The sequence below is a fragment of the Eudoraea algarum genome (assembly GCF_050589645.1).
In the GTDB taxonomy this organism is placed as follows: Bacteria; Bacteroidota; Bacteroidia; order Flavobacteriales; family Flavobacteriaceae; genus JBNGOQ01.
Genome location: NZ_JBNGOQ010000003.1, coordinates 686610 through 711325, shown reverse-complemented (window position 1 = coordinate 711325; position 24716 = coordinate 686610). Strand labels below are relative to the sequence as shown.

Here is a 24716-nt window from a genome sequence, read left to right as displayed (position 1 = left end):
ATGTACTACAAAATAGGAGTTGATGTGGGTGGCACAAATACTGATGCTGTATTGGTTTCCCACGATAATCTTATCCTGGCAAAGACAAAACAAACCACCACTTTGGATGTCAGTAATGGCATAGAAAATGCTATTGGGAAAGTAATTGCAGACGCCAAGGTTCCCAAACAGGACATCAAGTATATTATGTTGGGCACAACGCACTGCACCAATGCACTTGTGGAACGTAAAGAACTGAACAAGATAGGGGCTATTAGAATCGGATTGCCCGCAAGTAGTGCCATACCCACCATGACCGATTTTCCAAAAGACCTCAAAACCCTTTTGGGAAAACATATTTACATGGTACACGGAGGCTATGAATTTGACGGAAGGTTGATCAGCCCCTTAAACGAACAAGAGGTAAAGGACTACCTTCTTCAGATGAAAGGGGCAGTGGAATCATTGGCCATTACCGGTATTTTCTCCAAAACCTTGCCCGACCAGGAATTGCAAGTAGCGACCTGGGCCAAAGAAATATTGGGCGATGCCGTAAGAATAAGTTGCTCCCATCAAATTGGCGGATTGGGTTTGTTGGAACGTGAAAATGCCGCAATTCTCAATGCGGCCTTACAAGATGTAGCCTCAAAAATGGTAAAAGCTTTTAAGGATACCGTGAGGCGTTTGGGCTTGTTATCGCAATTGTTCATTGGTCAAAACGATGGCACCCTGATGTCCTTGGAGCAGTCACAGGATTTTCCGGTACTGACCATTTCATCCGGGCCAACCAATAGTATTCGAGGAGCTGGAGCCCTGTCGGGGGTAGCCAATGGAATTGTAATTGATGTTGGAGGCACAACATCTGACGGTGGGGTGCTGGTCAATTATTTCCCCAGGGAAAGTACCCAGGCGGCGCAAATAGGCGGCGTACTTACCAATTTTAGAATGCCCGATATTGTCGCGGTCGGTATTGGAGGGGGCACTATAGTGAGGTTCAAGGATGGAAAATGCCATTTGGGGCCCGATTCTGTAGGGTATATGCTGAAGGAGCAAGCCGTTGCCTTTGGGGGCCATACCTTGACGCTGTCCGACTTCTTTTTGGCAAATGATGCCTTGCAAATTGGAGGTGCCCTAGGGATAAGAAGCCTAAAAGAAACCATAGAAAGGATTTCAGGACAAGCTTTTTCCGAGGCTTTGGCATCGGTAAAATATCAAATTCAACTTGCCATTGAAAGGGTGGTGGATAAATTAAAAACGGATGCTGCGGAAATTCCCGTAATCGCATGCGGCGGCGGGGCATTTTTGCTGCCCAAAACCATTGACGGGGCGTCGGAAGTACTATTTCCAGAGCATTTGGAAGTGGCCAACGCCTTTGGAGCCTGTATTGCCCAAATAGGTCATGAGGAGGAAATGGTGGTCAATACCCTGCAAAGTGATGAAAAACAAGCCATGGACAAACTCATGCTGACCGTAAGAAAGGCCTTGTTGCAAAATGGTGCTTTGGAGGACAGTATTAAAGTGCTGGCCAAAGAATCGACTCCCCTAGCCTATCTGCCCGGGGCGGTAAAACTGAAAGTGAAACTCTGTGGCGACTTGATTACCTAACGGTTACGATTTGGATTCAGCCGTGTTTTTATCCCTCCAATAAGAGGCCAGGGACGAGCCCGAAATGTTCATCCAAGGTCCAAAAACTGCGGGTGCGAGCCCCATAGTCGCCAACCTACCCATTTCAAGGGCAATCCCAGAGGCCAAGCCCGCATTTTGCATCCCCACTTCAAATGCAATGGTCCGCGCTGACGCTTTGTCCAGTCCAACCAAACGCCCACCCGTGTATCCTAAAAGGTAACCGCAACAATTGTGTGCGATGACCACAGCGATCAACACCAGACCAAGGGTCAGTAAGGAATCCCTACCCGCTGCGGTAATAATGGTAATGATAATGGCGATACCCGCCATGGATATAATCGGCATGGCCTTGTCCAACCACTTAAAACGGCCATGGACCATTTTATTGAAGATCAGCCCGGCGATAATGGGTAAAATCACGATTTTCATGATACTCCAGAGCATCCCTAGGAAGTCGATCGGCACCAATTGATCCGCCAACAACTTCATAAAAAAGGGCGTGACTATAGGGGACAGGAGGGTGGCACAAGCCGTAAGGGTAAGCGATAGGGCCAAATTGGCTCCTGAAATATAGGCCATTACATTGGAGGCCAGTCCACTTGGTGAGCACCCGACCAGAATGACCCCTGCGGCGATTTCCGGAGGAAGACCGGATACATAGGCCAATCCAAACCCGATAAAGGGCATAATGGTGAATTGTGCCAATAGGCCTACCAAAACGCCTTTCGGCATTTGAATGACCCCGCGAAAATCCTTAAGGCTCATGGAGGTGCCCATTCCAAACATGATGACCATCAAAAGGGGCACGATCAGTTTTTTAAGACTAAACCCACCTATCTCGGTAAAAAATTGCGGATAGAACATGGAGGCCGCCACGGCGGCAAAAATCCATATGGTAAAGGAAAACCCCTTGAGTTTTTTTGAAGTCTGAAAAGCAAGGGCAAGGGTCAAGAAAAATAACACTGCCAGGGGACCCGTTTTTGCTCCTTGGCCCAGCACCAACATCACCAATAGTATGAGAGAGACCAATGCACTTAAGACAAAAGAGTATTTACCCAAAGCCCTCATAATCGAATATTACGTTTAATCAAGGCTAAGAAATTCTTTACTTTTTCTTCCAATTGTTTGTGGTTTCTTTTCTCGTTTTCTACGACACCAAAGTACAGAATAAATTAATCGAAAATAAATTGAATGAAATTTTGTCCTTGATTTAGTTTTCTTGAGTTTTATACCCATAAATTTAAACTGTTCACAAAACCTTCCTTTTTACATGCTCTGGCAGAAAAAAGTATAAGAACCATGTCATTAAAAAAAATAATCAAATATATAAAGCGAATGTTATTGGTCTTGGTCACACTTTCCGTTCTTGCGGTAATCGGTTATCTGTTGTTTGTAAGTTACTATCCTTCCTTTGGGGGTGACGTTTCCAAGGAACTGCAGACCAAATACAGCAGTTCGGAGAATTATAAAAATGGTGCATTTGTCAACAGAAAAAATGTCCCGGAGGATTTAAGTTTTTGGGAAACCGTTAAAATTGCGCGGAAGTTCTTCTTTACCAAGGTACCCAATGGAGTACCTAAATGGAATGTAGTGGTGGAAACGCTGGACTCCGTACAAATAGCGGATTACCCAGGGAAAACCCGCTTGATCTGGTTTGGACACTCGGCCTTTCTATTACAGATGGAGGGCAAGAATATCCTGATAGATCCTATGTTTGGAGACGTACCGGCCCCACATCCAATACTGGGCGGGAAACGTTTCAGCAAGGAGTTGCCCATAGCTGTGGAGCAGCTTCCGAAAATTGATGCGGTAATCTTCTCCCATGACCATTATGACCACTTGGATTATGAATCGGTGCTTAAGCTAAAGGATAAAGTGGAGCACTTTTACACCCCTTTGGCCGTAGGCGTACATTTAAGGGCATGGGGCATTGAACCGGAGCGTATCGTAGAGCTGGATTGGTGGCAGAATGTCACCCATGGGAATCTGGAGTTTGTATGTACCCCGGCGCAGCACTTTTCTGGACGAAAATTTGGCAATAGACAAAGTACACTGTGGAGTTCATGGGTGATACGGTCGTCCTCGGAAAGCATCTTTTTCAGTGGCGATAGTGGCTATGGTCCACATTTCAAGGAAATTGGGGAAAAATACGGTCCTTTTGATTTTGCCATGATGGAGTGCGGACAGTACAACGAATCCTGGCCCGATATCCACATGTTTCCCGAGGAGACCGTGCAAGCGGGCAAGGATGTTGGTGCCAAGGTGGTCATGCCTATACATTGGGGCGCCTTTAAATTGGCCCTACACTCCTGGACCGACCCTGCTGAACGCGCGACTACCAAAGCAAAAGCCGTGCAAATACCTTTGGTAATCCCTAAGATTGGTGCTCCCATAATACTGGGGTACTCAGAGGACAGCAATTCCGATTGGTGGAAAGATTGAGGAGATGTTTGGTGTGATTGCCTAGGATTAAATCAACACTATTTCTTTTGGATTGATTTTTGATATTGACTACTCAAATCATAGTTTTCAAAACCACGTGCTGTGCTGTCTAAATTTCGTCTACATACATCCTTGTTGGTAGTCTTCTCGTTCTCCCTGATATGCACAGGTTTAAGAGCCCAAAAGCCGTTTTGGGGGGGCAAAGACAAAAAATTAATTTTGAACGTCGTTGATAACTTCGACAATCCAACAGCCCTAGTAAAAATGTTTCCCAAAACGTACAATAGATTGGCCAGTGCCCACCTAGGTTTTGGTTATAGGATTATTAGCAGGAGTACCCCGGGTGGCTATATCAGTATTAACTGTGATTTTCTTTATAAGAAGGATTCTCTAGTTGGATACCGTCTAAGACCCGAACTTCCCGATAAACCCAAACTACGGAACAAATATTTGAACTGGTACGCAGGAAAATTTGAGATTTCAGAAAACCATAAAGTGAAGCCGTATTACCACAATCGAAAATCGTTTGAGGCCCCGCTAGACAATTATTCAGGAGACAAAAGCACTAAAGTGAAGGTCCGGGCCTATATGTCTCCCACCTCTGGTCTTTGGTACGGAGGCAGAGGAGGGTGGTCCATGTCACTATTGCCAAACAGAAAACACTTTCTTGCCCTAGAGCAATCGTTGACCAGGGAAATTGTTATGGAATTAATGTACAGTAAAAATCCCGCAACAAGATTAACGGCAATTGAATATTATTATAAATACCCTGAACTGTTTGAAGAAAGCAAAGAAGAGCTTGATGAGTGGATTGAAATTATATTTAAACAGGTTCCAAGGATTTCCACCTTGAGAGGCTGCTTAGGAGGGCAGGAAAGCGCAAGGAAATTGGTCGAAGAATACGTTAAATTATCCGTAAATTAGCATGATTTCGAAGAAATCAGAAAAATGACTAAATCAGTACTTCACAAAACACTTACTCACTTCATCGTATTGGTTTGGCTAGCCAACGGACTCTTCTGCAAAGTACTCAATCTGATACCCAGACATGAGGAGATTGTTGGCCGGATACTTGGTGAAGCATATTCAAGACCATTGACGATAGCCATAGGACTCGCAGAAATCGGAATGGCCATTTGGATTTTAAGTGGTGCAAAAGCGCGCTTAAATGCGGTACTTCAAATCACTGTTGTTGTTATGATGAATATGCTTGAATTCATCTTGGTTCCAGACCTTTTGCTATGGGGAAAGCTCAATGCGCTTTTTGCATTCTTGTTTATACTTTTAGTTTACATAAATGAATTTCATTTAAATAAAAAGGCCGAACGGATATAGCATGCTCAATTACTTAAAGAACCACCCTTTTGCCGTAGAAGCGTTTTTTGAAAGCTCGCTTGTCTTGACGTTCGCTGTTCCTAAGAAGCAACTGGAAAAACTTGTCCCTGAATGCTTGGAACTGGACACCTTCAAAGAGAGCTGGGCATTTGTCGCTATGGCTATGGTTCAAACCAAAGCGCTGCGACCAAAAGGGTTTCCAAAATTTATCGGTAACGACTTTTTTTTAATCGGTTATCGCGTGTTTGTCAAGTATACGACCAATGCAGGGAAACGATTAAGGGGATTGTATATTCTTAAGTCAGAGACCAACAAAAAGAAGATGGAATTTTTCGGCAATATGTTTACCCACTACGATTACGGCACTAGCGATATCGCCTATTCAAAAAAAAACAGCATAACAGAAATAAAATCGATACAGTCCAACTTTAATATTAGAATTGAACGTAATGAGGGGGATGTTCCAATACCTCCAGATTCGCCCTTCTCAGATTGGAAGGAAGCGAGGCGGTTCGCGGGTCCCTTGCCGTTTACATTCACCTATAGCCAAGAAGCCAAAGAAGTTCTAATCATCGAAGGCGTAAGGCAAAACTGGAAGCCGAAACCTGTTCGGGTCATTGATTACACAGTTTCCTTTTTGAAGACCTTGGATCTGGAGCATCCTGTTTTAGCCAATGCCTTTATCATTGAGAACGTTCCATACCATTGGAAAAAAGGAAGGAAGGAGCAATGGAACAACTAAGAAAACCTTTTCAGGGAGTTACTAATATCCTTCGTTTTAATTGGCACTTTTATGTCCTTTTCTTTGGATTTCTATGCCTTCTTTTGTTGTTTGTCCGCTACTTCAATGAACCCTTTAGGTCCTTTTTCCTCTTCACCTTGGTCGTTGTAATTGCCATAACGCTTGTTTCAGTGCTCGTTTCGTATTACGTCTACGATCTTTCGGGACTGTATGCCTTCGATTGGCTGGGCAAATCGATGCTTGATGGGAAAGGAAGGATAGTGAACATTCATGCCGGTTTTGACGAGACCAGTGTTTTATTGAGGACCATATTAGATCCTTCCGAACTCGTCGTGCTCGATTTTTACGATCCCAAAAAACATACTGAGGTAGCTATCAAAAGGGCAAGAAGGGCGTATCCTGCATTTCCTGATACCATCAGGGCAGATACAACCCACTTGCCACTACCTGATCATGTGGCAGACGAGGTGTTTACCATTTTAGCCGCACATGAAATCAGAAATGAGGAAGAACGAATTATTTTCTTCAAGGAACTTAGCAGAATCCTCAAAGCAAATGGAACGATAATTGTTACCGAGCATTTAAGGGATATTGCTAATTTTCTGGCATACAATATTGGTTTCTTCCATTTTTATTCCAAAAAGACTTGGTTGGATACTTTTGATTCGGCCGGGCTGCTAGTGAGGAAGGAAATAAAGATCACACCGTTTATAACCACCTTTATACTTGAAAAAAATGGAATTACACCTTAGGATTATCGGCGTTCTATTGGTTGTCTTGGCCCTTGTACATGTTATTTTTCCAAAATACTTCAATTGGCCTCGGGAAACAGCAAACATGAGCTTGATCAATCGCCAAATGATGTATGTGCATACCTTCTTTATCGCTTTTACGGTTTTCCTAATGGGACTCTTATGCCTTACATCGGCCCAGGAGGTGGTAGAAACGCCTCTGGGAAGAAAAATTGCCCTAGGCCTTGGGGTCTTCTGGGCCATACGTTTCGTTATCCAACTGTTCGGGTATTCTCCCAAGCTTTGGCGGGGCAAGGCCTTTGAAACAACCATACACATTGTCTTCTCTTTGTTATGGTTGTATATGTGCATTATTTTTTTTAGTACCTATTTTGCCCAATAAACCATTAAAATCTCAAACTTCCAACCTCAAGTTCATCTTCTTCCTTGTCGAGTCTCACTATCGTTGTTTTACATTCTTCATTAGGTCTACCATAATTGGTATACATTGTAACCTTTAAAACGGTTGGACCGGATATTTTTTGAACGTCATCGGCGTAATAGTCTATCAAAATTTTGTACTCACCCTTAGGCGCATTCCTCAACATAAATTCCTCCGGTCCATAGCCCTCGGTCATATCTTCTGACATATGACCCCCAATATTGGTTTCTTGATTTTTGAAATATGCCTTTTCGCCCTTTGGGTCTTCAACCCATAGATCGATATCAGTATCATTATGATTCCAATCGATTACTATTCTTATATCTACGGGAATTTCCTTAAACTTTTCTTCTTCGACTTTATTTAGTTTCAGTTGTTTTCCATATTTGTTGACTAATCTAGTCAACTCAACAAAAGCAATTTGTTCTATTCCATAGAAACGTTCTTCTTCATCTTTTTCCAACAAATCGCCATTGTACAACTGGTAAAACAAATCATATCCTTTTTTGATTTCGCCCGACTTTTCATATGCCAATGCCAAATCTCTATATGACTGTGGTTCTTCCGGTCTTAACTCCAACACTTTCTCGTATACTACGGCTGCCAGTTTGTACTGCCTGAAATATTCCAGCTTATATCCTAAAGCTTTTATGATTTCATGGTTGTTCAATTCAACTTCCATTAGGTTGGTAAGAATTGTAATTGCCAGACCATGTTCCCCCTTTTTATCAAAGAAATCGGACACATCTAAATAAAAAGATGGACTATTGGAATATTCATCCCTAATTTCCAAATACTTCAAATAGGCTAATTCAGCAGTTGGTTCTTTTTCCAAAGCCTTTATGTACGGTGTGTCGGGATTCCAGGATTTCAATTCTATTTTTTCAGCTATTTCTTGATTTAATTTTTTGATAGCCTCTTGATTTGATTCCAGGCCATCTTTTGTGGTTATGATTATAACTCCATTCGCAGCCCTGGCACCATAAATTGCCGATGCACTAAGGGCTTTCAAGATTTGTATCCCCTCAATATCTTCCGGATTTAATTCCTGCATAGGATTGCTGGATGATACTAGGCCATCTACAATATAAAGCGGATTGCTATTATTGGAAATTGAACTAACCCCCCTAACCGTAACAAGGTTACTCAAACCCTGTTCTCCAGCATTATGGGTGATTTGAACCCCTGCAACCCGTCCAGACACAGAATTTGTTGCAATCGACGTAACGGAGCCGGTCATATTGACTACTTTTTCCACACCATATCCAACTACTACGACCTCATCCAAATGGGATTCGTCTGCCTCCAACGAAATAGAAATACTCTCCGTATTGCCAACTATAGTGCTAACAGTTGTATAGCCTAAATAAGATAAAAGAAGTTCATCATTCTCTTCCGCATTGATAATAAAATTACCGTCAAAGTCGGTTGTAGTTCCGTTTGCAGTTCCTTTTACGACCACATTTGCCCCCGGTAAAGGCGCACCATCTGCATCCAAAACTGTACCTGAAACTATTCCTCTTGTTGAATCAATGTGTATTCTCGCAAATACCGAACGGTTATCTGTGGAGTCGGATGCTCCAGAAGTGGTTGTATATGCTTGGTTGTTTTGGGCACCAGATGCGTCTTGACCTGTATTGTTTGGCGTATTTTTTTTGAGTTCTTTTATTTTCTTTTTTGGGTATTTCGTGGCATACCAATCCAATATTTTTCCATAATCTCTAAATAGATTCTCTTTTCTGCTATTTAAATATTCCAAATTATCCGCTTCCTCTTGCTCTAAATTTTTAACGCGTTCTTTATACTCCCTTTTCAATTCCTGAGGAGGCTCAATACGATAACGTACATAATCTTCAATTCTATCCAAAATCAACATTGAGGTATAATCCGTAACCAAATAATATGTTTTGGCAAGTGAAATTATCTGTTCTTTGTTTTCTTTTTTGTTAGCATTGAAGTGCTTCAATTTTTGTTTGGCCCATAGTCTCTTGACCAACTCGGTTCCCTGCGATTTTTTAATTGGAACTTTGATACGCTCCGTTACTTTACCTCGATAACCGAATAGTAATTCAATAGTTGTTTCATTAGAAAATTTTCCTGAAATGGAAAAGTTTCCCGAAACATTGATTTTGTTTTTTGGATACACCTCATAGATGGAACGGTTATGCTTTGTACCCAAAAATTGAAACGTCTCTTGTTTAAGGGCATTTAGGGCTTCTGTTTGTAGTAATCGAACTAGATTGACATAATTACCACCAGAGGAGGTTGCTATTTCTCTAAGCGCTTCATGATTGGCGGAAGTAGTCGAATTGATGGTGTAAATTGCTTGTTTATTCGCGGCGGAAAAATCCCCAAGGTTTGCTAACCCGTCTGTGAACAAGAGTGTTTCGTCGGAATTTTGAGGCAATGATTTAAATAGGTTCATAGCTGTTCCACCGTCATAATTCGTTTCCCTCAGTGTTTTTTTTAATTCATCCCAATTTCCGTTTTGAATTTTAAACGTTTTGCTCTGGTGAATGGCATTGCTAAAAGAAATAAACTGAACCTCAACATCTCCCAAATATTCGAAATATTCGTTTAAAATTTCCAACTCCTTACTTAGATTTCTATTTCGTAATGAATAGGAAATATCCCAAAATATTGCGATTTTTTTAGGTTTTTGTTTTAATCGAGTATTCGGTTTAAGTGTTTGGTTTACAAAAAAGTAATCTCTAAAACTCAAGACTTTTTTTGCGTTATTACTATTTGGCACTTGGACTATTACAGGTGAAGTGGGACGATGATTTTGCCTATTTAAACTAGCGAGATAAACATCCTTTTTTTCTTTAAAAAAGAAGTCTGTATAAGCATCGCTTTTTATTTTAGGCAGTCCTTGTCCATTAAACACCTTCATATTTATGGAGAAGGTATCTAAGGTTTCCTTTAAACCCAACGGCAGTTCATAAGTTTGAAACTGATTCCTCGTGGACAATTCTTGTTCAAAGGTGAGTACGATATGCTTATGCTTTTTGGGTAAGATTGGATAAACCCTAGCCTTGTAGTTATTTCCTTCGGTTTTTTCCAATAAACCTGGGTCGATATTCTGTCTTACGGTGCTTTCGAATGCTACCCGTGCTAATTCTTTCTCTACGATAACGGCTTCCCGAAGTTTGTCAGTGACATCCATGGCAAATCGAGATACCGCCTGTCCTTCACCTAAAGGAAATACCAATTCTCCTTCCAAGGTTCTATCCAGTTCATTATAAAACTTCATGTCATACGTTGTCGAGGCAAAATTGCCAACTATTTTGACATCGATTCTTAGACTTGTTAATTTTAATCTGCTTGAATCCTTTAGTATGATTTCAAGAGATTCTTGGGCAAAAGCCTGTACACATATGGATAGGAATATGAATAGAATGAACTTTCTCATGGTCGGTTGTTTTGTGGTTTTGGGTAAAACTCCATATAAAACTTGATATATGAAATGCGAAATGAGGGAAGTAGTATTTTCAGTGAGTCAAGGCGACTTTTCTTCGTAACGATTTACCGCATTCGCCAACTTCTGCAAAATCCGTTTCCGCAATCGTTCCGGTTGTAAGACCTCTATGGCCTCGCCAAACCCCAAGATCAATCGTTCCAATTCAAAATTGAGTTTAACCTTGATATTGACCTGGATGCTCCCGTCCTGGTTTTCCTTTTCCAGGACCTGGGAATGGTGAAGGGGCTTAGTCAGCACATAGGGTGCATTGTGCCGGTCTATCCAGAGTTTGATGTTCGACGCACGTTCTCCCTGGTTTACGGTTACCCCTACCACATCCGTATAAAAATCGTTCGCATCAAAATCATGTTCCACATAGGGAACATTGAAATCGTAGTCTATAGCAATGATACGGTCTAGGGCCAGGTTTACAATCCCCTTTTTTTTATTACCCATACCGATCAAAAACCAGCGGTTGTTAAATTCCTTCAAAAGATAGGGGTGAAAGCTAATCACATTGGCCACCACTGCCTTAAACGACTTGTATTCCACTTTTAGCACCACCTTTTTCTGGATGGCCTGGTAGAGTTCGTCCAACCAATGCAAGCCCTTTAAATTTTCGTTCTTGTCCAAATGGATTATGGAAGATTGATGGGTTTTCTCGGTGTATACCTTGTCTTCCAACCGCTGAATGATGCCTCCCAGTTCGGAGAACAGGGAAAAGTCCTTAAACTGTTTCAGCATTTCCACCGTCTCGGAAAGCACGTTCATATCATTTTCCGTTAGAGGGATGTCCGTTATGGAATAGTCTTCATCCTCATATTTGTAATACTTTTTATCATAGACGATAATGGGGGCATTGTACCCCAATTTGTCACTTCGCATCAGCTGAATGTCCAACTGCACGGTTCGTTTGCTCACATTCACTTCCCTACCTTCATATTCATAGAGCGCATCGGAGCAAGCGGTGATCAAATCCTCCAAGGTCCACCTTCGATAGCTGTTTTGAAGGCATTTGTCGATTGTCTTATACCGGATCAAGGCATTTTTGTTAAGGGCCATTGTTATAGTCGATTTAATTCGTTGGTCAAATTGGTTCTTGCCCGGGCTTCAAATTTGGATTTAAAGTCTTCGGTTTGATAAATGCTGTCTTTGCTTAAAAAGTGCTGCAGTACCTTTTTTCTACCTTTTCGATACAAAAGATGGGGTATTTTGACATACTCCTTTCTAATTTTAAGCGCATAATCGTCGTACATCGCTTCGGGTTGTCCTAAAATTGCCAAATCAAAGTCGATTAGATAATTTTCATCATTGGATTTGCCTTGGTGATGTTTTGTACAAAGAATGAGCTCTTTGATTCGGTCAATGCCTACCTCGGGATAGCCAATATGTTGCAATACCTGAACGGCTTTTTCGGCACTTTTCTCCTCATTATCCTTCTTCCAAACACTGTATACATAGTCGTGGTAGTAGATAGCTAGCATAATTTCTTCTTCATGCTCAATAACATCCTTGTGTATATCATAGTAAGAAAAGAGTTCTACAAGATGATTTAGGTTGTGGTACTTTCGAAATGTTTGCCGGTACACCCCTTTCAACGCCTTCCACAATTTGATTACTTCAGTCTCCTCCGGTAGATATTTAGACAAGATTCTTATGTATCTTTCCTGTAAATCCATAGCACTATTTTATATAAAATTAGAAGAAAAGCATAACTACGCAAAATAATTGCGTACATGAATCGCAAGTTTGTACCGGAGTCATAAAGAAGCTGGTGCGCTAGCTTCATGTAGCGCCCCGCCGAACGAGGGAGTCGGTGGGGCTAATTAAAGAAGAAATCATGGAAAACAAGACAATTACAGGAAAAACATTGATCGATTTGGGATTCAAATCGGGAAAATGGTTTCCGGAAGCATTGGAACATATCAATACCCACCAATTGGCGGGCGATGCCATGTTGAACTATCTAGAACAGTTCAAGCCAGGTCCTATTCAGAAGTTGCGTTCACAAGCAGTTGCTTTTTCCATCAATATAAAAGCGGAAAACGAATTGGAAGAAGGCAATGTGAACTCGGTGCTTGAATCTATGGACATTCTAATGCGCACTCCTACTGTGGTAAACGGTGCCGTAATGCCCGATGCTTGTCCGGCAGGCCCTAAGGGAACCATTCCCGTAGGTGGGGTGGTCGCTGCCAAAAACGCTATTCACCCAGGGATGCACAGTGCGGATATCTGTTGCTCTGTGATGTTGACCGATTTTGGTTCAACCGATCCAAGGGATATTTTGGACGCCGCCCATGCCAGTACCCATTTTGGTCCAGGCGGAAGGGACAGAAATACGCAATATCGATTTCCTACCGAGCTTTTGGAAGCTTTTGAGGGAAATGTATTGTTGAATGATGGACAGATGGTTCAAATCGCACGATCGCATTTGGGTACCCAAGGGGACGGTAACCATTTCTTGTTTGTAGGTACCTCCAAAAAAACCGGCAATACCATGTTAATTACCCATCACGGTTCACGAGGCCCAGGAGCGCGTTTATACACCAAGGGAATGAAGATTGCGGAACGCTTTCGACAAGAAATTTCCCCGGAAACCCTAAAGCAGAACGCATGGATTCCCTTTGATACCGAAGAAGGACAGAATTATTGGAAGGCCATGCAAATTATAAGGGCTTGGACAAAGAAAAACCATGAAGTTATTCACGATGCGACCTTGAATACTTTGGGCGTAAAAACTGAGGACCGCTATTGGAACGAACATAATTTTGTATTTCAGGATAACGATATATTCTATCATGCAAAAGGCGCAACCCCTTTGGATGCCAAGTTTATGCCCGATATTACTGGACCACGATTGATCCCTTTAAATATGGCTGAGCCCGTGTTGGTTGTTGACGGAAAGACGACCGCAAGCAATTTGGGCTTTGCGCCACACGGTGCAGGACGTAATATGAGCAGAACGCAGCATAAGAGGAACAAGGCCGAATTCACCAATGAGGAAGTATTCCATGAGGAAACCAAAGGTTTGGACGTGCGTTTCTTCTCCAATGAGATCGATGTTTCAGAACTACCAAGCGCGTACAAAAACGCCACTACGGTTCGAAACCAAATGAACGACTTTGGCTTGGGGGAGGTACAGGACGAGGTGATGCCATACGGTTGTATCATGGCCGGAGACTGGTTAAAGAATGCGCCGTGGAAAAAAAGAAGAAAGTAATGGGTGTTAAATTTCTATTGGACATCAAACATCCTGTTTACCAGACAAACCCAAGCTTTCTGTTATCAATGGATTATTCATCGATTTGCGGGAGGCGTTCTATTTGGGTTCTAGCGATGCATCCTATCCAAAATCTCCATGATCTCTGTCTTTTTTCGAACCGATACAGGTACGTTTTCCCCATTTTTTAACATCAGATATCCACCATCGGTCTTGATAAAGGCACTTATGTATTGGAGATTCACCAAATGACTTTGGTGTATACGCAAAAACTCGTAACGCTTCAGCATATCGGAGAAATATTTCAAGGTCTTGGTAACAAAGATTTTCCGCTTATCCTTAAGGTAAAAAATGGTATTGTTGCTATCCGATTCGCATCGCACGATATCGTCCAGGTTCACTATGATGATTTTGTCCAAGGTATGCAAGGATATCTTGTCAGGTTTCCGCTCTGGAGCCGATAGGGTATCCTTTAAAATGGCAAGGCGTTCCTCATTTGGCCCTATCTGTTCTTTTGCCCTGGTAATGGCCTTTCCCAATGCTTCATCCGAATACGGTTTTAGTACATAGTCTATGGCCGCAAATTTGAAGGCACGAATGGCAAATTCATCACTGGCGGTGATAAAAACAATCTTGGATTTTAGGTTTGGGAATATTTCCAATAGATCAAAGCTGGTCCCATCCCCGAGCATAATATCCAAAAAGAGGATATCCGGTTCTTTTTTTCGCAATAATTTAGCCGCTTCCACGACACTTCTGGCGGTGCCGGTGACCTTAATTTCCGGATACCGGGTTTCGATATCACTTTTTAAGAGCTCTAAGGCATCGAGCATGTCTTCAACAATAATCGCTGTGTGCATAGGACGGTCAATAATCGGTTTGTAAAGGAATTTTTAATGATATCTGGGTTCCGATCACGGTTTTATCACCGCTTCGGATCTCTTCGATTTGTAAGGCATCTTTTCCCGAAATGGATTCCAATCGTTCCCGGGTCACCACAAGGGCCATGGATTGATGGTCGGTTTTTGTCCCCTCCATCTGCGATTGAAAAATGCCAGGCCCATTATCCTGTACTGTACAGTGCAAGAACGCTTTGGAAGTATAGAACCGTATCTTCAGCTCTCCCGCCCTATTGCTCTTGAGAATACCATGTCTTATAGCATTTTCCACAAAAGGTTGTATAAGCATTGGTGGTAGGTGTATTTCCTCCGCATCGGGCACGGTATCCGCGCTAATATCAAAGGAAAAAGCCTTAGGCGCCATAAGCTGTTCCACTTCTATATAATGGCGTAACGTTTTTATCTCCTGATCTAAGCTAATGTAATCTTTCCTGGAATTGTATAAGGTTTCCCGCAGTAGGGTGGCAAAACTATTAATGGTGGCATTCATCTTTTGGGGCTTTCGGGTCCCCATGGCCTTTATCCCATTGAGTACATTAAAGATGAAGTGTGGGTTCATCTGTAACCTTAGGGCTTTTTGCTCCAAGGAAAGCAAATGGTTTTGCAACTGTAATCGTTCTTGTTCCTCCCGGTTCCGCAACTTTATTCTTCCTATGTACCAAAAGGTCGTTCCTATCAAAAGTAAAGTGACCAACCCTAACATCGTTAATTGGAACCACAATTTCCTATGCAACGGACGGTCTATATGAAATCTGAATTGTATCGGGTCGCTCTCCTCCCATCTATAGTTTCTGGACTGCACTGAAAACAAGTGAGGTCCATAGGCGAGGCCCAGTAGGTTTTGACGGTTTTCCGAAGACCAGGGGCTCCATTCCGTCGTGTTTAATTTATATCGAAATTGAATTTCATCAGGATGGGCAATGTCCACCGTGTTATACCCAAAGGTCAATTGGGTTTGTTCAGGTTTTAACTGCAGGGTCTTATCGCTATTGGTCCATTCCTTCAAGTTAATGGAATCAACAGCCCTATAATTCACCTCCAGTGCCTCAAAATGGATTTGTGGCTTTTGGGACTTTATACCGGGATTGCCTGGTTTGTATTGTGTTAATCCGTAAATAGCGCCAAACCAAAGGTTTCCCATCGCATCCTTGTCCACAGCGTTTAAGCAAGTTTCTATTCCCAAAAAGCCGTCATTTCTTCCAAAATGAAAAACATCGACAATCTCATTCATCTTGTTCAACGCAATTTTATCAACCCCCTGCTCGGTACCCGCCCACAAATAACCCTGATCGTCAAAAATAAGCTGATAGATATTCTCCGAGCCAAGATTTTTTGCCCCGCTAAGTTTTTGGAAATTTATCGTTCCGTCCAAATCGGACCACCAGATACCGCTGCCAGCCGTACCCAGGAACAATCTGTTGTTGTGGAACAGCAAAGTTCCAATGGAGAAGCGCTCATCCAAAACTTGTCCCAAATGGGTGACCTTCCCCTCGGAAAGATATCCCAACGCTCCGTTTTTGGTGGCATACCACAACCTATCCGCTGTATCCGTCGCCAAATCCCTGATAAAAAGGTCCTCGATTCCATCTTCCTTTCCAAAGACTTTTTTAACCGCTAGGCCCTTCTTCCCTGGGTAGAACAGGAACTTTATAATGCCACTGGAATAGGTGGCTGCCCAAATCGTATTTTTCTTGTCAGCATAGATATCACTAATCCAGTTGGACGGAAAGCCCATGTCCGTATCCAGAATATGGGTTCGGACCTTTTTGCTCACCAAAGTGTCCCTTTTAATGCGTAGAGTATCGGTACTATCCACTGCTATACTGTCTACGAGTACAGTTTCTCGGAAAAGCACCCCTCCCCCATCGGTACCTGCCCAAATATTGCCCTTGGTATCACTTGTAATGGTCTTGATCTTCACTTCAGAAATCTTAGCAGCATTGGGAATATGATGAATTCCTGAGGAGTCTATACGGACCAGTCCGGCTTCGGAGTTTGAAACCCAGATTCCGTCCAAGGCGGAATGTACCGCATATACACGATTACCCATCAGGCCCGTATTTTGGTTGTAATGTTTAAAATTGTTTGGAAAATATTTATAGAACCCTCCTCCTGACGTAGCTATCCAGATATTGGACTGACGATCGGCCATGACCTTTCTAATATGGGAAACGGCCAATCCGTTGCTGCTGTTTAAGTTTCCTTTTTCAACATAGGTATCCGCATCCAGTATGGTAAGGCCATTGTTGTCCGTAGCTACCCATAGCTCATTTTGATTTTGAATGGAAATGGCATTGATCCGCAAAGGCTCTCGGATCAAAATGGCATCCGTTGAATTTTTGGGGTCCAAAACGTAGATGCCATCATTAAAGGTTGCCCCAAAAACTTTCCCTTTGTGCGCAATTACGGAGGTAAAGTTGTTGCTCAGTAGTCTTTCCTTGGATGTGGCCTCCGTATTTAAATCGTTCAATTTCCATAAGCCGTTATTTGTGGCTGCCCAGAAAACGGCACCATCAAAAAAAATGGTATTGACAATGCTGGAATCCAGTTCGGGGTGAATAAAAACCTGTTCCAGACCAGTACCATGCAAAAGCCGATATATCCCCCGATTGGTCGCCAAATAAAGTACATTTCCCCGTTGATGGATTTGATTCACCTGAGGTGATTCAAAATTTACAAATCCTTGTTTTGTTTTTATGGAAAGGCCCCGTTTGCTTCCAATATAGAGGGTGTCATTGCCAAAATGAAGTGCGTGGATGTAATTGGAAAGTAGGCCATTGCCCTGCTTCCACACCTGGAAGCTGTTCCCGTCAAAATTGCAGAGTCCGCCACCTTGGGTACCCAACCACAAATACCCCTTCGCGTCCTGGACCATATCATAGACTTGGGATTGTGGCAAACCATCTTCAAGGGTGTATGCCCTAAGTTGGTTGGCCTGACCCCATAGTGACCCTGTGGTCATCAAAATACTTATGAAAAGGAAATAACGGGTAGCACGATGCAACTTTTTCGAAAATTTTTAAGGTTATAAACAAATATAGTAAGAGACTGTAATAACGGGAATACCACTATAATATTTGATACAATTCCGTATCGTTTAAGTGGAGGGTTCGGTACTCGGATGGGTCCTTAACCTCCATAACGGGCTGCATTATACAAAGTACGGTTGTCTTGCCCTTTACATAAAGTATTCTTCCCTCCACAAAGCTTTTCCATCGGTATTTCTCAATGGGAATGCCCAATTGAAAAAGCGCTTCTGCCACCGCCTCGTTTTCTACCAGCCAATCCATTAGCACTTCCCTGGTTTCAAATCCTGAGATTTCCGTTCCGGCGTCAAATGTAAACTCCCAATCCACCGGAATGTTGAACTTATAACTATAGGCCTTGCCAAAACGATGTTCTTGTCTGGTTTTCAAGGCCGTAAACCAATCAATATCCACATGGGGATAATTTGCCTTGAATGTTTCTGAAAGTGCCCGAGGTCCGGGAGATTCGGCTGTGGGGTAATATCCGTAGTACGGTTTCGCCAAATAATGCGCAGCATATTTTCCTCCAAAGATGTTGAAAAAGGAGGAGGCATATACTTTTGGAGCTTCCTCGGCGGTAAAGACCTGCTTCAATTCTTGCATCAATGCCCGATTTTCCCCTAGGCCGCATGAGTGAAAAATAATCTTTGTACAGGCCGTGATCGTGTTTCGAACTTTCGGAATTTTGCCCGTTGCCAGGGCTGAACCTAAGGTTTTTACGGAAGTTCGTTCCCCGAATTTGTTCGTTTTCAGGGACATTCCCAACCAAGGGTTGCCATGGCTTACGATATGGATCTCATCAAATCGCTTTTGTTTGTTGGAATTTTGGTTGAGCCATAGCACAATTTCTTCCAAGGAAAATAAATGGGTGATCACCGGGATGTTCCGTGTTTCAAAATACTCCCTGGCCTTGGCATAATAGGTGGTGTCCCCCTCGTCAAAACCGGTAATAAAGGCCACCGATTCCTCGGTTGTAGCTACTTCCATTGGCAAAGCGGAAACCGCTTCCGTAACTATTGGAAACGGTTCCCTGCCACCTATAAATAGAAAAAGTAAAAGGATATAGGAACTTTTCATAATTCGCTGGAATTTCCGGTACTTACAATGATATCATTTGAGCCAATGGGGGCGACCTCCTTTTTGGATAGTTTGTAACCATTCCAGGTATAAAGACTGGTAAGCAAGGAAGAATTGTCCGTAATTTTCCCATTTTCCAGGTTTTGGTAATCGGTAATTTTGGTTTTTAGGATAATGGTACTCTTCATGCCCTCCATGTCCGAAGGAAAAACGAAGGATTCACTTTTCGTATAGGTCGACGCTACCGTGGGTATTAAATTGGCCACGTAGGTAAACTTACCATTATTCCAAAAAACATACATTTTTCCTTCACTGATAGAGTCTGGGCCATCGGAAACGGAAAGTGTTAAAATATCTTCTACATTAAAGAGCCCCTTGTTTCCGATATTCTTTATTTCCAACGGCTGGAATTGGTGTCCATCAAACACAATTTTGTCGATTTGAATACCATTTTTGAAGGCCCTTATTTGATATTTTTCTTCCCAAACACCTTCATCGTTGGTTTTGAAGCTTTCCAGGCCATAAACAAATTTCACATCATAATTCGCCTGACTCCCAAGGGCTTTTTGAGCAATAAGGCCACCCCAGACCCAACCCTTTTTCTCACCGACAATTACTTGGTACCAATGGCTTCTAATGCCATTTATAGCTTCCTGATTTTGGCTTTTGTCCGTTAAGATCAATTTGGTGCCAATATCCAAAATGGTCAATTTTTTACTCTTTTTTGAAGGCCCTTCGCGTAAAAACACTTTATGCCCAAGAAGGTATTCATAGGACACTTTTTCCGTGTCCATGGTATCTTTCATTACGTTAAACCGCACCTCTGGCAATGTTTGACCAGTGACGTTGAAAAAGACAAATATGCAAAGGGCGAGGATACTTCTTTTTAGATTTTTCATGATATATGGATTTTAATGTTAATACTTATTTCAATGTTTTTTAGACGTTTAAGAATCGATGCATTGTGCTGATGGTAGCCTAATCTTAGGGTTGAAATCATTATCGTTCCAATAACAACTTTCCAAAGTTTCAAGCTCCTTGATCGTAGGGTCCGCTATGTAGTTTACGTTGGTCCCAAAAATGCCGTTACTTTTCATGCTGCTCAATTTTAGTTTGTTCTGCTTGCTTATTTCAAAAGTAGTTTGATCCCTAGGCTTGATGGGCACTCTTCTAGTATTCGTAGGTTGCAATCTAGAATTCGTGCAGCTACCTGAACAACGCATTGTGCCGTTCGCCATCCAAAAGAAAAACCCACAAGTCTTGAGGATCCTTGTGGGCTTTCTCCCCTCCTAAGAGGGAGCCAACCAACCTAACACTATTTCTTTATGGTAAGGGTCACCGGTTGCAGAAGCCTAAGCTTAAGTGCTTGGAGTTTGGAAAATTCTTTCGTTATGTTTTCAGAAATCACCCATTTCCCATTTTCCTGTTTTTCAATTTTGGTTACCCTGCCCTGGGTATCCAGTGTAATCCGCAAAGCCCTGTAGGTATGGAGATAGCGATGTATCTGTTTGGAATAGACGGCCTTGAAACCTATGGTAATCTTTCTTTTTTCGGCCTTGGATAGGTTTTCAGCGATATGAATGGCAAAAGATTTGGTGAATTTGGTCTTTTCACTGAGTTCCGCCGCTGCTCCCACCGCCGAATTGTTTACATTTTGGGGCATTGGCAGGGGTTGTTTTATCGTTTTTGTTTTACCCTCTTTGTTGACCACTGTTTCATCTACCGCCACAAAGGAAGTGTAGGCTGTGGCCAAATGGTACCTAAGGCCTAGGGCCAATACGCTGTCCTTTACTTTGGCATTGAACAGTTTACCGTAATCATCCAACTCTGCGATTCTCTTTCGGGCCCAGAGGTAGCGCAAGGCCTTGTTTCCAATACTTAAACTGCCTTGGGATACCTTAAATTCCTGTTTGAACCTTTTCCTGCCCTGATATCCTCTGACCACCAAGGTACCTCGGGGTTTTCCCTGATATTTTCCGTATACAATTACAGGTCTCCGGGCAAAAACATCGGGGATGCTTTTAGGGGCCATATCATAGATTTCAAAACCTTTGGCCTGCAACTTTACCTGGGTTAGCAAAGGTGTGGAAACATACTCCTTAAATTCCTTGGCCACAACGGCTGCCTCTTCCCTTGTAGTGGCTATAAAAGATTCGCTGTTGGATACCCGGGCCATTCCTTCGACCAGATACCTGTTGACACTGGACCCAATACCGAAGGTGAACACATTGGCCTGGTCCAAATTGCTTTTGATCAATTCAAAGGCCTCTTTTTCCACTTGTACATAGCCGTCCGTAATAACCACCATGGAACGGGAACCGGTGATGTCCTTTCTGGGCAGCTTGTAAGCCTGTTGCAACGCACTGAGCAGTTGGGTGCCCCCACCACCCTGGCCTTCAGAAAGAAAACGAATGGCTGCCTCCACATTATGCTCATAAGCTTCAACGGGAAAAGGACTAAAAACGGTAGAACTAGAGGCAAAGAGTTGCACGTTAAACGTATCCGTTGTTCTAAGATTACACAATAAATTTCGCATCAACGCTTTAGAGACCTGCAAAGGGTATCCGTTCATGGAGCCCGAAACATCCACAATAAACAAGTATTCCCGGGACGGAATGTCCTCCAATTTAACCGTATGGGCGGGTTCCATGATATAGGCAAAGAAATTTTCGTCCCCATGCTCGTATAAAAGAAGACCTGATTGTATGGCATCGCCACGTAGATTGTAGTTCAGTACAAAATCCCTATTGGCTGGATTTTGATTTGTTTTGGATAAGGATATCTCTGCCGTTTTGGTATCGGGGTAATCAATATTGATGCTATGGGTGTTGCTACCTATGTTTTGAATGATCATGCCTGCATTGATATGTACATCCATATCAAAACTAAAAGTGTCCGAAATACCTTTAGGGGTATAGGGCATATGAAAAGCTTCTTCCTGTACGGTGTCCTCACCCGTATACCTGGGCCCTACCACTCTAGGTGAAACAAATTGATAGCTTCCATTCACGGGCACCAACATTTCTGTGAAATAGATATCTATGGCAATGGTTTCACCGGGCATAATATTGCCTACATGCATCTGAAAGATGTTAGGTCGATGTTGATCTAGCTTGGCAGCGCGTTTTCCCTGCTTTAAAGCCGTATTGTAAATCTTTTGGGCCTCTTGCTTTTCGAATATTTCGGCGTTTATAGTCCGACTCCCAATACGCATTTGCATTTTATGCACCGCCGACTGGGTGGCAAGGGGAAACACATATTTTGCAACTATGGGGATCTCTCCAAGATTGTGATACACTTGGGTCATATGTACGTGGGCAATGGTTCCCGATATTTGCACCTTGGTCCTGGTTTCCTTTAACGGGATGACAGCATCTTTGTCAGATACTGCTAAATAAGGGCCTTTCCTTTCCTGGGCAAAACAAAGGAAGACGGTACAGGAAAGCATTAAAACGAATAGATTTTTCATGATTTTGGTTTCAGACAATTGTTGATTCACTTACCAAATGTAACCAGGCACCGTGGGGGTACATGAGCTGCTTTAGAATTCGTTGGCCCTAAACTAGAATTCGTAAAAACCCTATCGTTTTTAGGGTTGCGTAAGTATCGGAAGGCGCGCTAGGGTTCCATGAAAACCGGAGGAAATTTGGAAAACACAAAAAAATAGTGTCATATTTGCACCAGAAATGAAAAATACTAGAGTACATAGCAAACCGGAATCACTGTTTAGTCAGTGTGACTATCGCTGGATATTGGAATTATCCTCGCGGAAGGGACGTGATGTGTCTAGTTTAAATGGATTTATATATTGATTTAAGAACAAAACTTGATACTGAATACAAGCGTCCAACATTAATTGGGCGCTTTTTTTATGGAAATTTTTAAAGGAATGAGTGAAAAGTAAAACTACATATACAGGATAATTGAAACAGAAAACGATTGAGAGACAGGCGATTGTAAAATGTTAAAAATCTGCTGAAAAGTGGACAAGGTTTCTATTGCTCAATATTATCATAAGTATTTGATTTTCAGTAAATTAAATTCATTTTTTTCTTGTGTAATTCAAAAATTGATTTCATCTTTGCCCTGTCGAATTAAGGACAAAAAAACAGAATATTAATACTAAAAACGAAGCTATGCTTTTACATCAGAATTGTTTTAAAAGCCGATTGATTTGGGAACAATCAATATATATGCTTCGGTTCTTTCCATAAGGAGTTATAGACTCTAAAAGATCCGAAGCATTCAATCAGAGTGTTTCGGATTTTTTATATCCATTCATCAGATATAGACATTCCGAAATCAAAAAAATTGCATTGTTGGGCCAGCATATCTGTCCCAAAAATGCACAAAGGAAAATCTATCATGGAAAGAACAAATTTTAACATATACCTATTCAAAGCATTGGATGCTTATCCATACAACTTGGAGGAGGCTATTGAAGCATTGAATTATGCCTTGTCTTATGATGCCAAAAATGTTCAGGCGCTTTATTTGATGGGTAAGATTTATACGGAACAATTAGGAGAGTTCGAAACTGCCAAGAGTTGTTTTTCCGAAGCATTGGCAAGTGGACTCGATTGGCCAAAAATTTATCCGGCGTATATCAGAACTCTAGTGTTGAACGAAGATTATGAAGAAGCCCAAAAACTCTTGGATTTCGCCATAGTTCGTAAGGCAACTGATAAAGGAGCCTTGTATTTCTACCAAGGTTTGCTAAAGGAAGTACAAGGTGAATTCAAAGAAGCGATCAAAGCATACAAGCAAGCAAAAAGACACGGGCTTAACAATGAATTCATAAGAAGAGTCGAAGAAGAGATAAGTCGAGTAAAAGGAAAGTTTGGAAAGAAAAAAAGTAAGAACAAGAAAAAACGAAAGGAGGAGAAATCTAAAAACCGCTCCTAAATCAGGGGCGGTTACAAGGGAGTACGCCGAAGTTGTAACGTCGATGGCGGGACTGAAATGAGTTTACGAATTCAACGAAACCTATGAAAAGAAATAGAATTGAATGAGTTAAAATCCGTTGTCTTTGACTGAGTAGGTTCCCTGCCCGCTCGGCAGGCGGGGATTCCTACCACTCCCACCAAGCGTCTGTGGTGTAAGGGTAGCATCTGGGTCTCCAAAACCCGGGATTGGGGTTCGAATCCTTGCGGACGCGCTAAGTACTGTAATTCAATGACAAAGTGCCCAACTGTCTCTTGGGAAGTCATTGCAGGGTTCCCTGCCTGCTCGACAGGTGGGGATTCCCGTCGGTACTGTATGGAGGGTAGGCAAATACTGGTTCGTAGCGCTCGCCTGCTAAGCAAATCTACTAAAAGGTACTGAAGGTTCAATTCCTTTGCCCTCCGCCAAATGACAAGGTGGCTGAATGGTTAAGGCAATGATCTGCAAAATCATTTTTTATGAGTTCGAATCTCATCCTTGTCTCTGATAAAATGAATTCGGAAGTATTGAGCAATTGGCTGGCTCGCCTGACTGTAAATCAGGTCTCTTCGGAGCATGTAGGTTCGAGTCCTGCTACTTCCACAAAGTACCGTAGTTCAATGGCTAGAGCACCCGACTGTCTATCGGGAAGGTACGGGTCCCGACGTTTCACTTAAGCGAAAGTCGGGATACCGACCTAAGCGTAGGTATTCGAGTCCCGTCGGTACTGCAATGATTTTGCTCCATTAGCATAGTGGCTAGTGCATCCGACTTTCTATCGGAAGACAAGGGTTCGATTCCCTTATGGAGTACA

General features: G+C 42.3%; 19 protein-coding genes and 5 tRNA genes. 14 read left to right on the top strand and 10 right to left on the bottom strand.

The genetic code is table 11. The features are described 5' to 3' along the window. Positions 1-1584 carry a hydantoinase/oxoprolinase N-terminal domain-containing protein gene (locus ACRD67_RS13970; protein WP_430967822.1) on the top strand — a complete coding sequence of 528 codons (1584 nt, stop codon included), beginning with the start codon at positions 1-3 and terminating at the stop codon, positions 1582-1584. A 3-nt stretch (positions 1585-1587) separates the two neighbouring features. On the opposite strand, the gene ACRD67_RS13965 is transcribed toward ACRD67_RS13970, so the two are convergent. After that, positions 1588-2673, bottom strand: coding sequence for a bile acid:sodium symporter family protein (locus ACRD67_RS13965; RefSeq protein ID WP_430967821.1), 1086 nt, complete (start codon positions 2671-2673; stop codon positions 1588-1590). Between the two features lie 231 nt (positions 2674-2904). On the opposite strand from ACRD67_RS13965, the gene ACRD67_RS13960 reads away from it, so the two are divergent. The 6 genes from ACRD67_RS13960 to ACRD67_RS13935 all read left to right on the top strand — a co-directional run bounded on the left by ACRD67_RS13960 (position 2905) and on the right by ACRD67_RS13935 (position 7258). Then, positions 2905-4047, top strand: coding sequence for an MBL fold metallo-hydrolase (locus tag ACRD67_RS13960; RefSeq protein ID WP_430967820.1), 1143 nt, complete (start codon positions 2905-2907; stop codon positions 4045-4047). 219 nt (positions 4048-4266) lie between these two features. Further along, entirely contained in the window at positions 4267-4971 is a 705-nt protein-coding gene (locus ACRD67_RS13955; RefSeq protein ID WP_430967819.1) for a hypothetical protein, read from the top strand. A 24-nt stretch (positions 4972-4995) separates the two neighbouring features. Beyond that, on the top strand, positions 4996-5382 hold the full coding sequence (locus ACRD67_RS13950; protein ID WP_430967818.1) for a DoxX-like family protein: 387 nt from the start codon (positions 4996-4998) through the stop codon (positions 5380-5382). Between the two features lies 1 nt (position 5383). Continuing rightward, on the top strand, positions 5384-6124 hold the full coding sequence (locus tag ACRD67_RS13945) for a DUF2071 domain-containing protein (RefSeq protein ID WP_430967817.1): 741 nt from the start codon (positions 5384-5386) through the stop codon (positions 6122-6124). Further along, entirely contained in the window at positions 6112-6876 is a 765-nt protein-coding gene (locus ACRD67_RS13940) for a class I SAM-dependent methyltransferase (protein WP_430967816.1), read from the top strand. The genes ACRD67_RS13945 and ACRD67_RS13940 overlap by 13 nt, the downstream gene beginning before the upstream one ends. Next, complete coding sequence (locus tag ACRD67_RS13935; RefSeq protein WP_430967815.1) at positions 6860-7258, top strand: hypothetical protein; 399 nt, start codon at positions 6860-6862, stop codon at positions 7256-7258. The genes ACRD67_RS13940 and ACRD67_RS13935 overlap by 17 nt, the downstream gene beginning before the upstream one ends. 4 nt (positions 7259-7262) lie before the next feature. Here the strand turns inward: ACRD67_RS13935 and ACRD67_RS13930 are convergent, their stop codons facing one another. From ACRD67_RS13930 to ACRD67_RS13920, 3 genes are all read right to left on the bottom strand, one after another. Next, on the bottom strand, positions 7263-10709 hold the full coding sequence (locus ACRD67_RS13930; protein WP_430967814.1) for a DUF2135 domain-containing protein: 3447 nt from the start codon (positions 10707-10709) through the stop codon (positions 7263-7265). Positions 10710-10796: 87 nt separating this feature from the next. After that, on the bottom strand, positions 10797-11819 hold the full coding sequence (locus tag ACRD67_RS13925) for a helix-turn-helix transcriptional regulator (RefSeq protein WP_430967813.1): 1023 nt from the start codon (positions 11817-11819) through the stop codon (positions 10797-10799). A 2-nt stretch (positions 11820-11821) separates the two neighbouring features. Then, positions 11822-12436, bottom strand: coding sequence for an HD domain-containing protein (locus tag ACRD67_RS13920; protein ID WP_430967812.1), 615 nt, complete (start codon positions 12434-12436; stop codon positions 11822-11824). 161 nt (positions 12437-12597) lie between these two features. Here ACRD67_RS13920 and ACRD67_RS13915 point away from each other — a divergent pair, with 161 nt between their 5' ends. Then, a complete protein-coding gene (locus tag ACRD67_RS13915; RefSeq protein ID WP_430967811.1) occupies positions 12598-13977 on the top strand; it encodes an RtcB family protein in 1380 nt (459 codons plus the stop codon). Between the two features lie 110 nt (positions 13978-14087). On the opposite strand, the gene ACRD67_RS13910 is transcribed toward ACRD67_RS13915, so the two are convergent. The 6 genes from ACRD67_RS13910 to ACRD67_RS13885 all read right to left on the bottom strand — a co-directional run bounded on the left by ACRD67_RS13910 (position 14088) and on the right by ACRD67_RS13885 (position 22448). Then, entirely contained in the window at positions 14088-14837 is a 750-nt protein-coding gene (locus tag ACRD67_RS13910; protein WP_430967810.1) for a LytR/AlgR family response regulator transcription factor, read from the bottom strand. Positions 14838-14844: 7 nt separating this feature from the next. Next, positions 14845-17838 carry a ligand-binding sensor domain-containing protein gene (locus ACRD67_RS13905; protein ID WP_430967809.1) on the bottom strand — a complete coding sequence of 998 codons (2994 nt, stop codon included), beginning with the start codon at positions 17836-17838 and terminating at the stop codon, positions 14845-14847. Between the two features lie 106 nt (positions 17839-17944). Next, positions 17945-18979, bottom strand: coding sequence for a hypothetical protein (locus ACRD67_RS13900; protein ID WP_430967808.1), 1035 nt, complete (start codon positions 18977-18979; stop codon positions 17945-17947). Then, positions 18976-19878 (bottom strand): SH3 domain-containing protein, encoded by a 903-nt coding sequence (locus tag ACRD67_RS13895; RefSeq protein WP_430967807.1) that lies wholly within the window; start codon positions 19876-19878, stop codon positions 18976-18978. Before ACRD67_RS13895 ends, ACRD67_RS13900 begins: the two co-directional genes overlap by 4 nt. 48 nt (positions 19879-19926) lie before the next feature. Further along, the gene (locus ACRD67_RS13890) at positions 19927-20076 is read right to left on the bottom strand and encodes a hypothetical protein (protein ID WP_430967806.1); all 150 of its coding nucleotides are present in this window, start codon (positions 20074-20076) and stop codon (positions 19927-19929) included. A 218-nt stretch (positions 20077-20294) separates the two neighbouring features. Further along, complete coding sequence (locus ACRD67_RS13885) at positions 20295-22448, bottom strand: VIT and vWA domain-containing protein (protein WP_430967805.1); 2154 nt, start codon at positions 22446-22448, stop codon at positions 20295-20297. An 896-nt stretch (positions 22449-23344) separates the two neighbouring features. On the opposite strand from ACRD67_RS13885, the gene ACRD67_RS13880 reads away from it, so the two are divergent. From ACRD67_RS13880 to ACRD67_RS13855, 6 genes are all read left to right on the top strand, one after another. Further along, positions 23345-23884 (top strand): tetratricopeptide repeat protein, encoded by a 540-nt coding sequence (locus ACRD67_RS13880; protein WP_430967804.1) that lies wholly within the window; start codon positions 23345-23347, stop codon positions 23882-23884. A gap of 182 nt (positions 23885-24066) precedes the next feature. Beyond that, a tRNA-Trp gene (locus ACRD67_RS13875) sits at positions 24067-24137 on the top strand. A 196-nt stretch (positions 24138-24333) separates the two neighbouring features. Then, positions 24334-24406 (top strand) — tRNA-Cys (locus tag ACRD67_RS13870). A gap of 16 nt (positions 24407-24422) precedes the next feature. Then, a tRNA-Tyr gene (locus tag ACRD67_RS13865) sits at positions 24423-24505 on the top strand. Between the two features lie 3 nt (positions 24506-24508). Continuing rightward, positions 24509-24632, top strand: a tRNA-Asp gene (locus ACRD67_RS13860). A 10-nt stretch (positions 24633-24642) separates the two neighbouring features. Next, positions 24643-24714, top strand: a tRNA-Glu gene (locus ACRD67_RS13855). Positions 24715-24716: the final 2 nt, after the last annotated feature.

Coding starts and splice junctions, on each gene's coding strand:
- ACRD67_RS13915 (WP_430967811.1), top strand. CDS start 12,598: ATGGAAAACAAGACAATTACAGGAAAAACATTGATCGATTTGGGATTC.
- ACRD67_RS13960 (WP_430967820.1), top strand. CDS start 2,905: ATGTCATTAAAAAAAATAATCAAATATATAAAGCGAATGTTATTGGTC.
- ACRD67_RS13950 (WP_430967818.1), top strand. CDS start 4,996: ATGACTAAATCAGTACTTCACAAAACACTTACTCACTTCATCGTATTG.
- ACRD67_RS13890 (WP_430967806.1), bottom strand. CDS start 20,076: ATGAAAAGTAACGGCATTTTTGGGACCAACGTAAACTACATAGCGGAC.
- ACRD67_RS13970 (WP_430967822.1), top strand. CDS start 1: ATGTACTACAAAATAGGAGTTGATGTGGGTGGCACAAATACTGATGCT.
- ACRD67_RS13930 (WP_430967814.1), bottom strand. CDS start 10,709: ATGAGAAAGTTCATTCTATTCATATTCCTATCCATATGTGTACAGGCT.
- ACRD67_RS13940 (WP_430967816.1), top strand. CDS start 6,112: ATGGAACAACTAAGAAAACCTTTTCAGGGAGTTACTAATATCCTTCGT.
- ACRD67_RS13945 (WP_430967817.1), top strand. CDS start 5,384: ATGCTCAATTACTTAAAGAACCACCCTTTTGCCGTAGAAGCGTTTTTT.
- ACRD67_RS13910 (WP_430967810.1), bottom strand. CDS start 14,837: ATGCACACAGCGATTATTGTTGAAGACATGCTCGATGCCTTAGAGCTC.
- ACRD67_RS13895 (WP_430967807.1), bottom strand. CDS start 19,878: ATGAAAAATCTAAAAAGAAGTATCCTCGCCCTTTGCATATTTGTCTTT.
- ACRD67_RS13920 (WP_430967812.1), bottom strand. CDS start 12,436: ATGGATTTACAGGAAAGATACATAAGAATCTTGTCTAAATATCTACCG.
- ACRD67_RS13900 (WP_430967808.1), bottom strand. CDS start 18,979: ATGAAAAGTTCCTATATCCTTTTACTTTTTCTATTTATAGGTGGCAGG.
- ACRD67_RS13935 (WP_430967815.1), top strand. CDS start 6,860: ATGGAATTACACCTTAGGATTATCGGCGTTCTATTGGTTGTCTTGGCC.
- ACRD67_RS13965 (WP_430967821.1), bottom strand. CDS start 2,673: ATGAGGGCTTTGGGTAAATACTCTTTTGTCTTAAGTGCATTGGTCTCT.
- ACRD67_RS13880 (WP_430967804.1), top strand. CDS start 23,345: ATGGAAAGAACAAATTTTAACATATACCTATTCAAAGCATTGGATGCT.
- ACRD67_RS13905 (WP_430967809.1), bottom strand. CDS start 17,838: ATGACCACAGGGTCACTATGGGGTCAGGCCAACCAACTTAGGGCATAC.
- ACRD67_RS13925 (WP_430967813.1), bottom strand. CDS start 11,819: ATGGCCCTTAACAAAAATGCCTTGATCCGGTATAAGACAATCGACAAA.
- ACRD67_RS13885 (WP_430967805.1), bottom strand. CDS start 22,448: ATGAAAAATCTATTCGTTTTAATGCTTTCCTGTACCGTCTTCCTTTGT.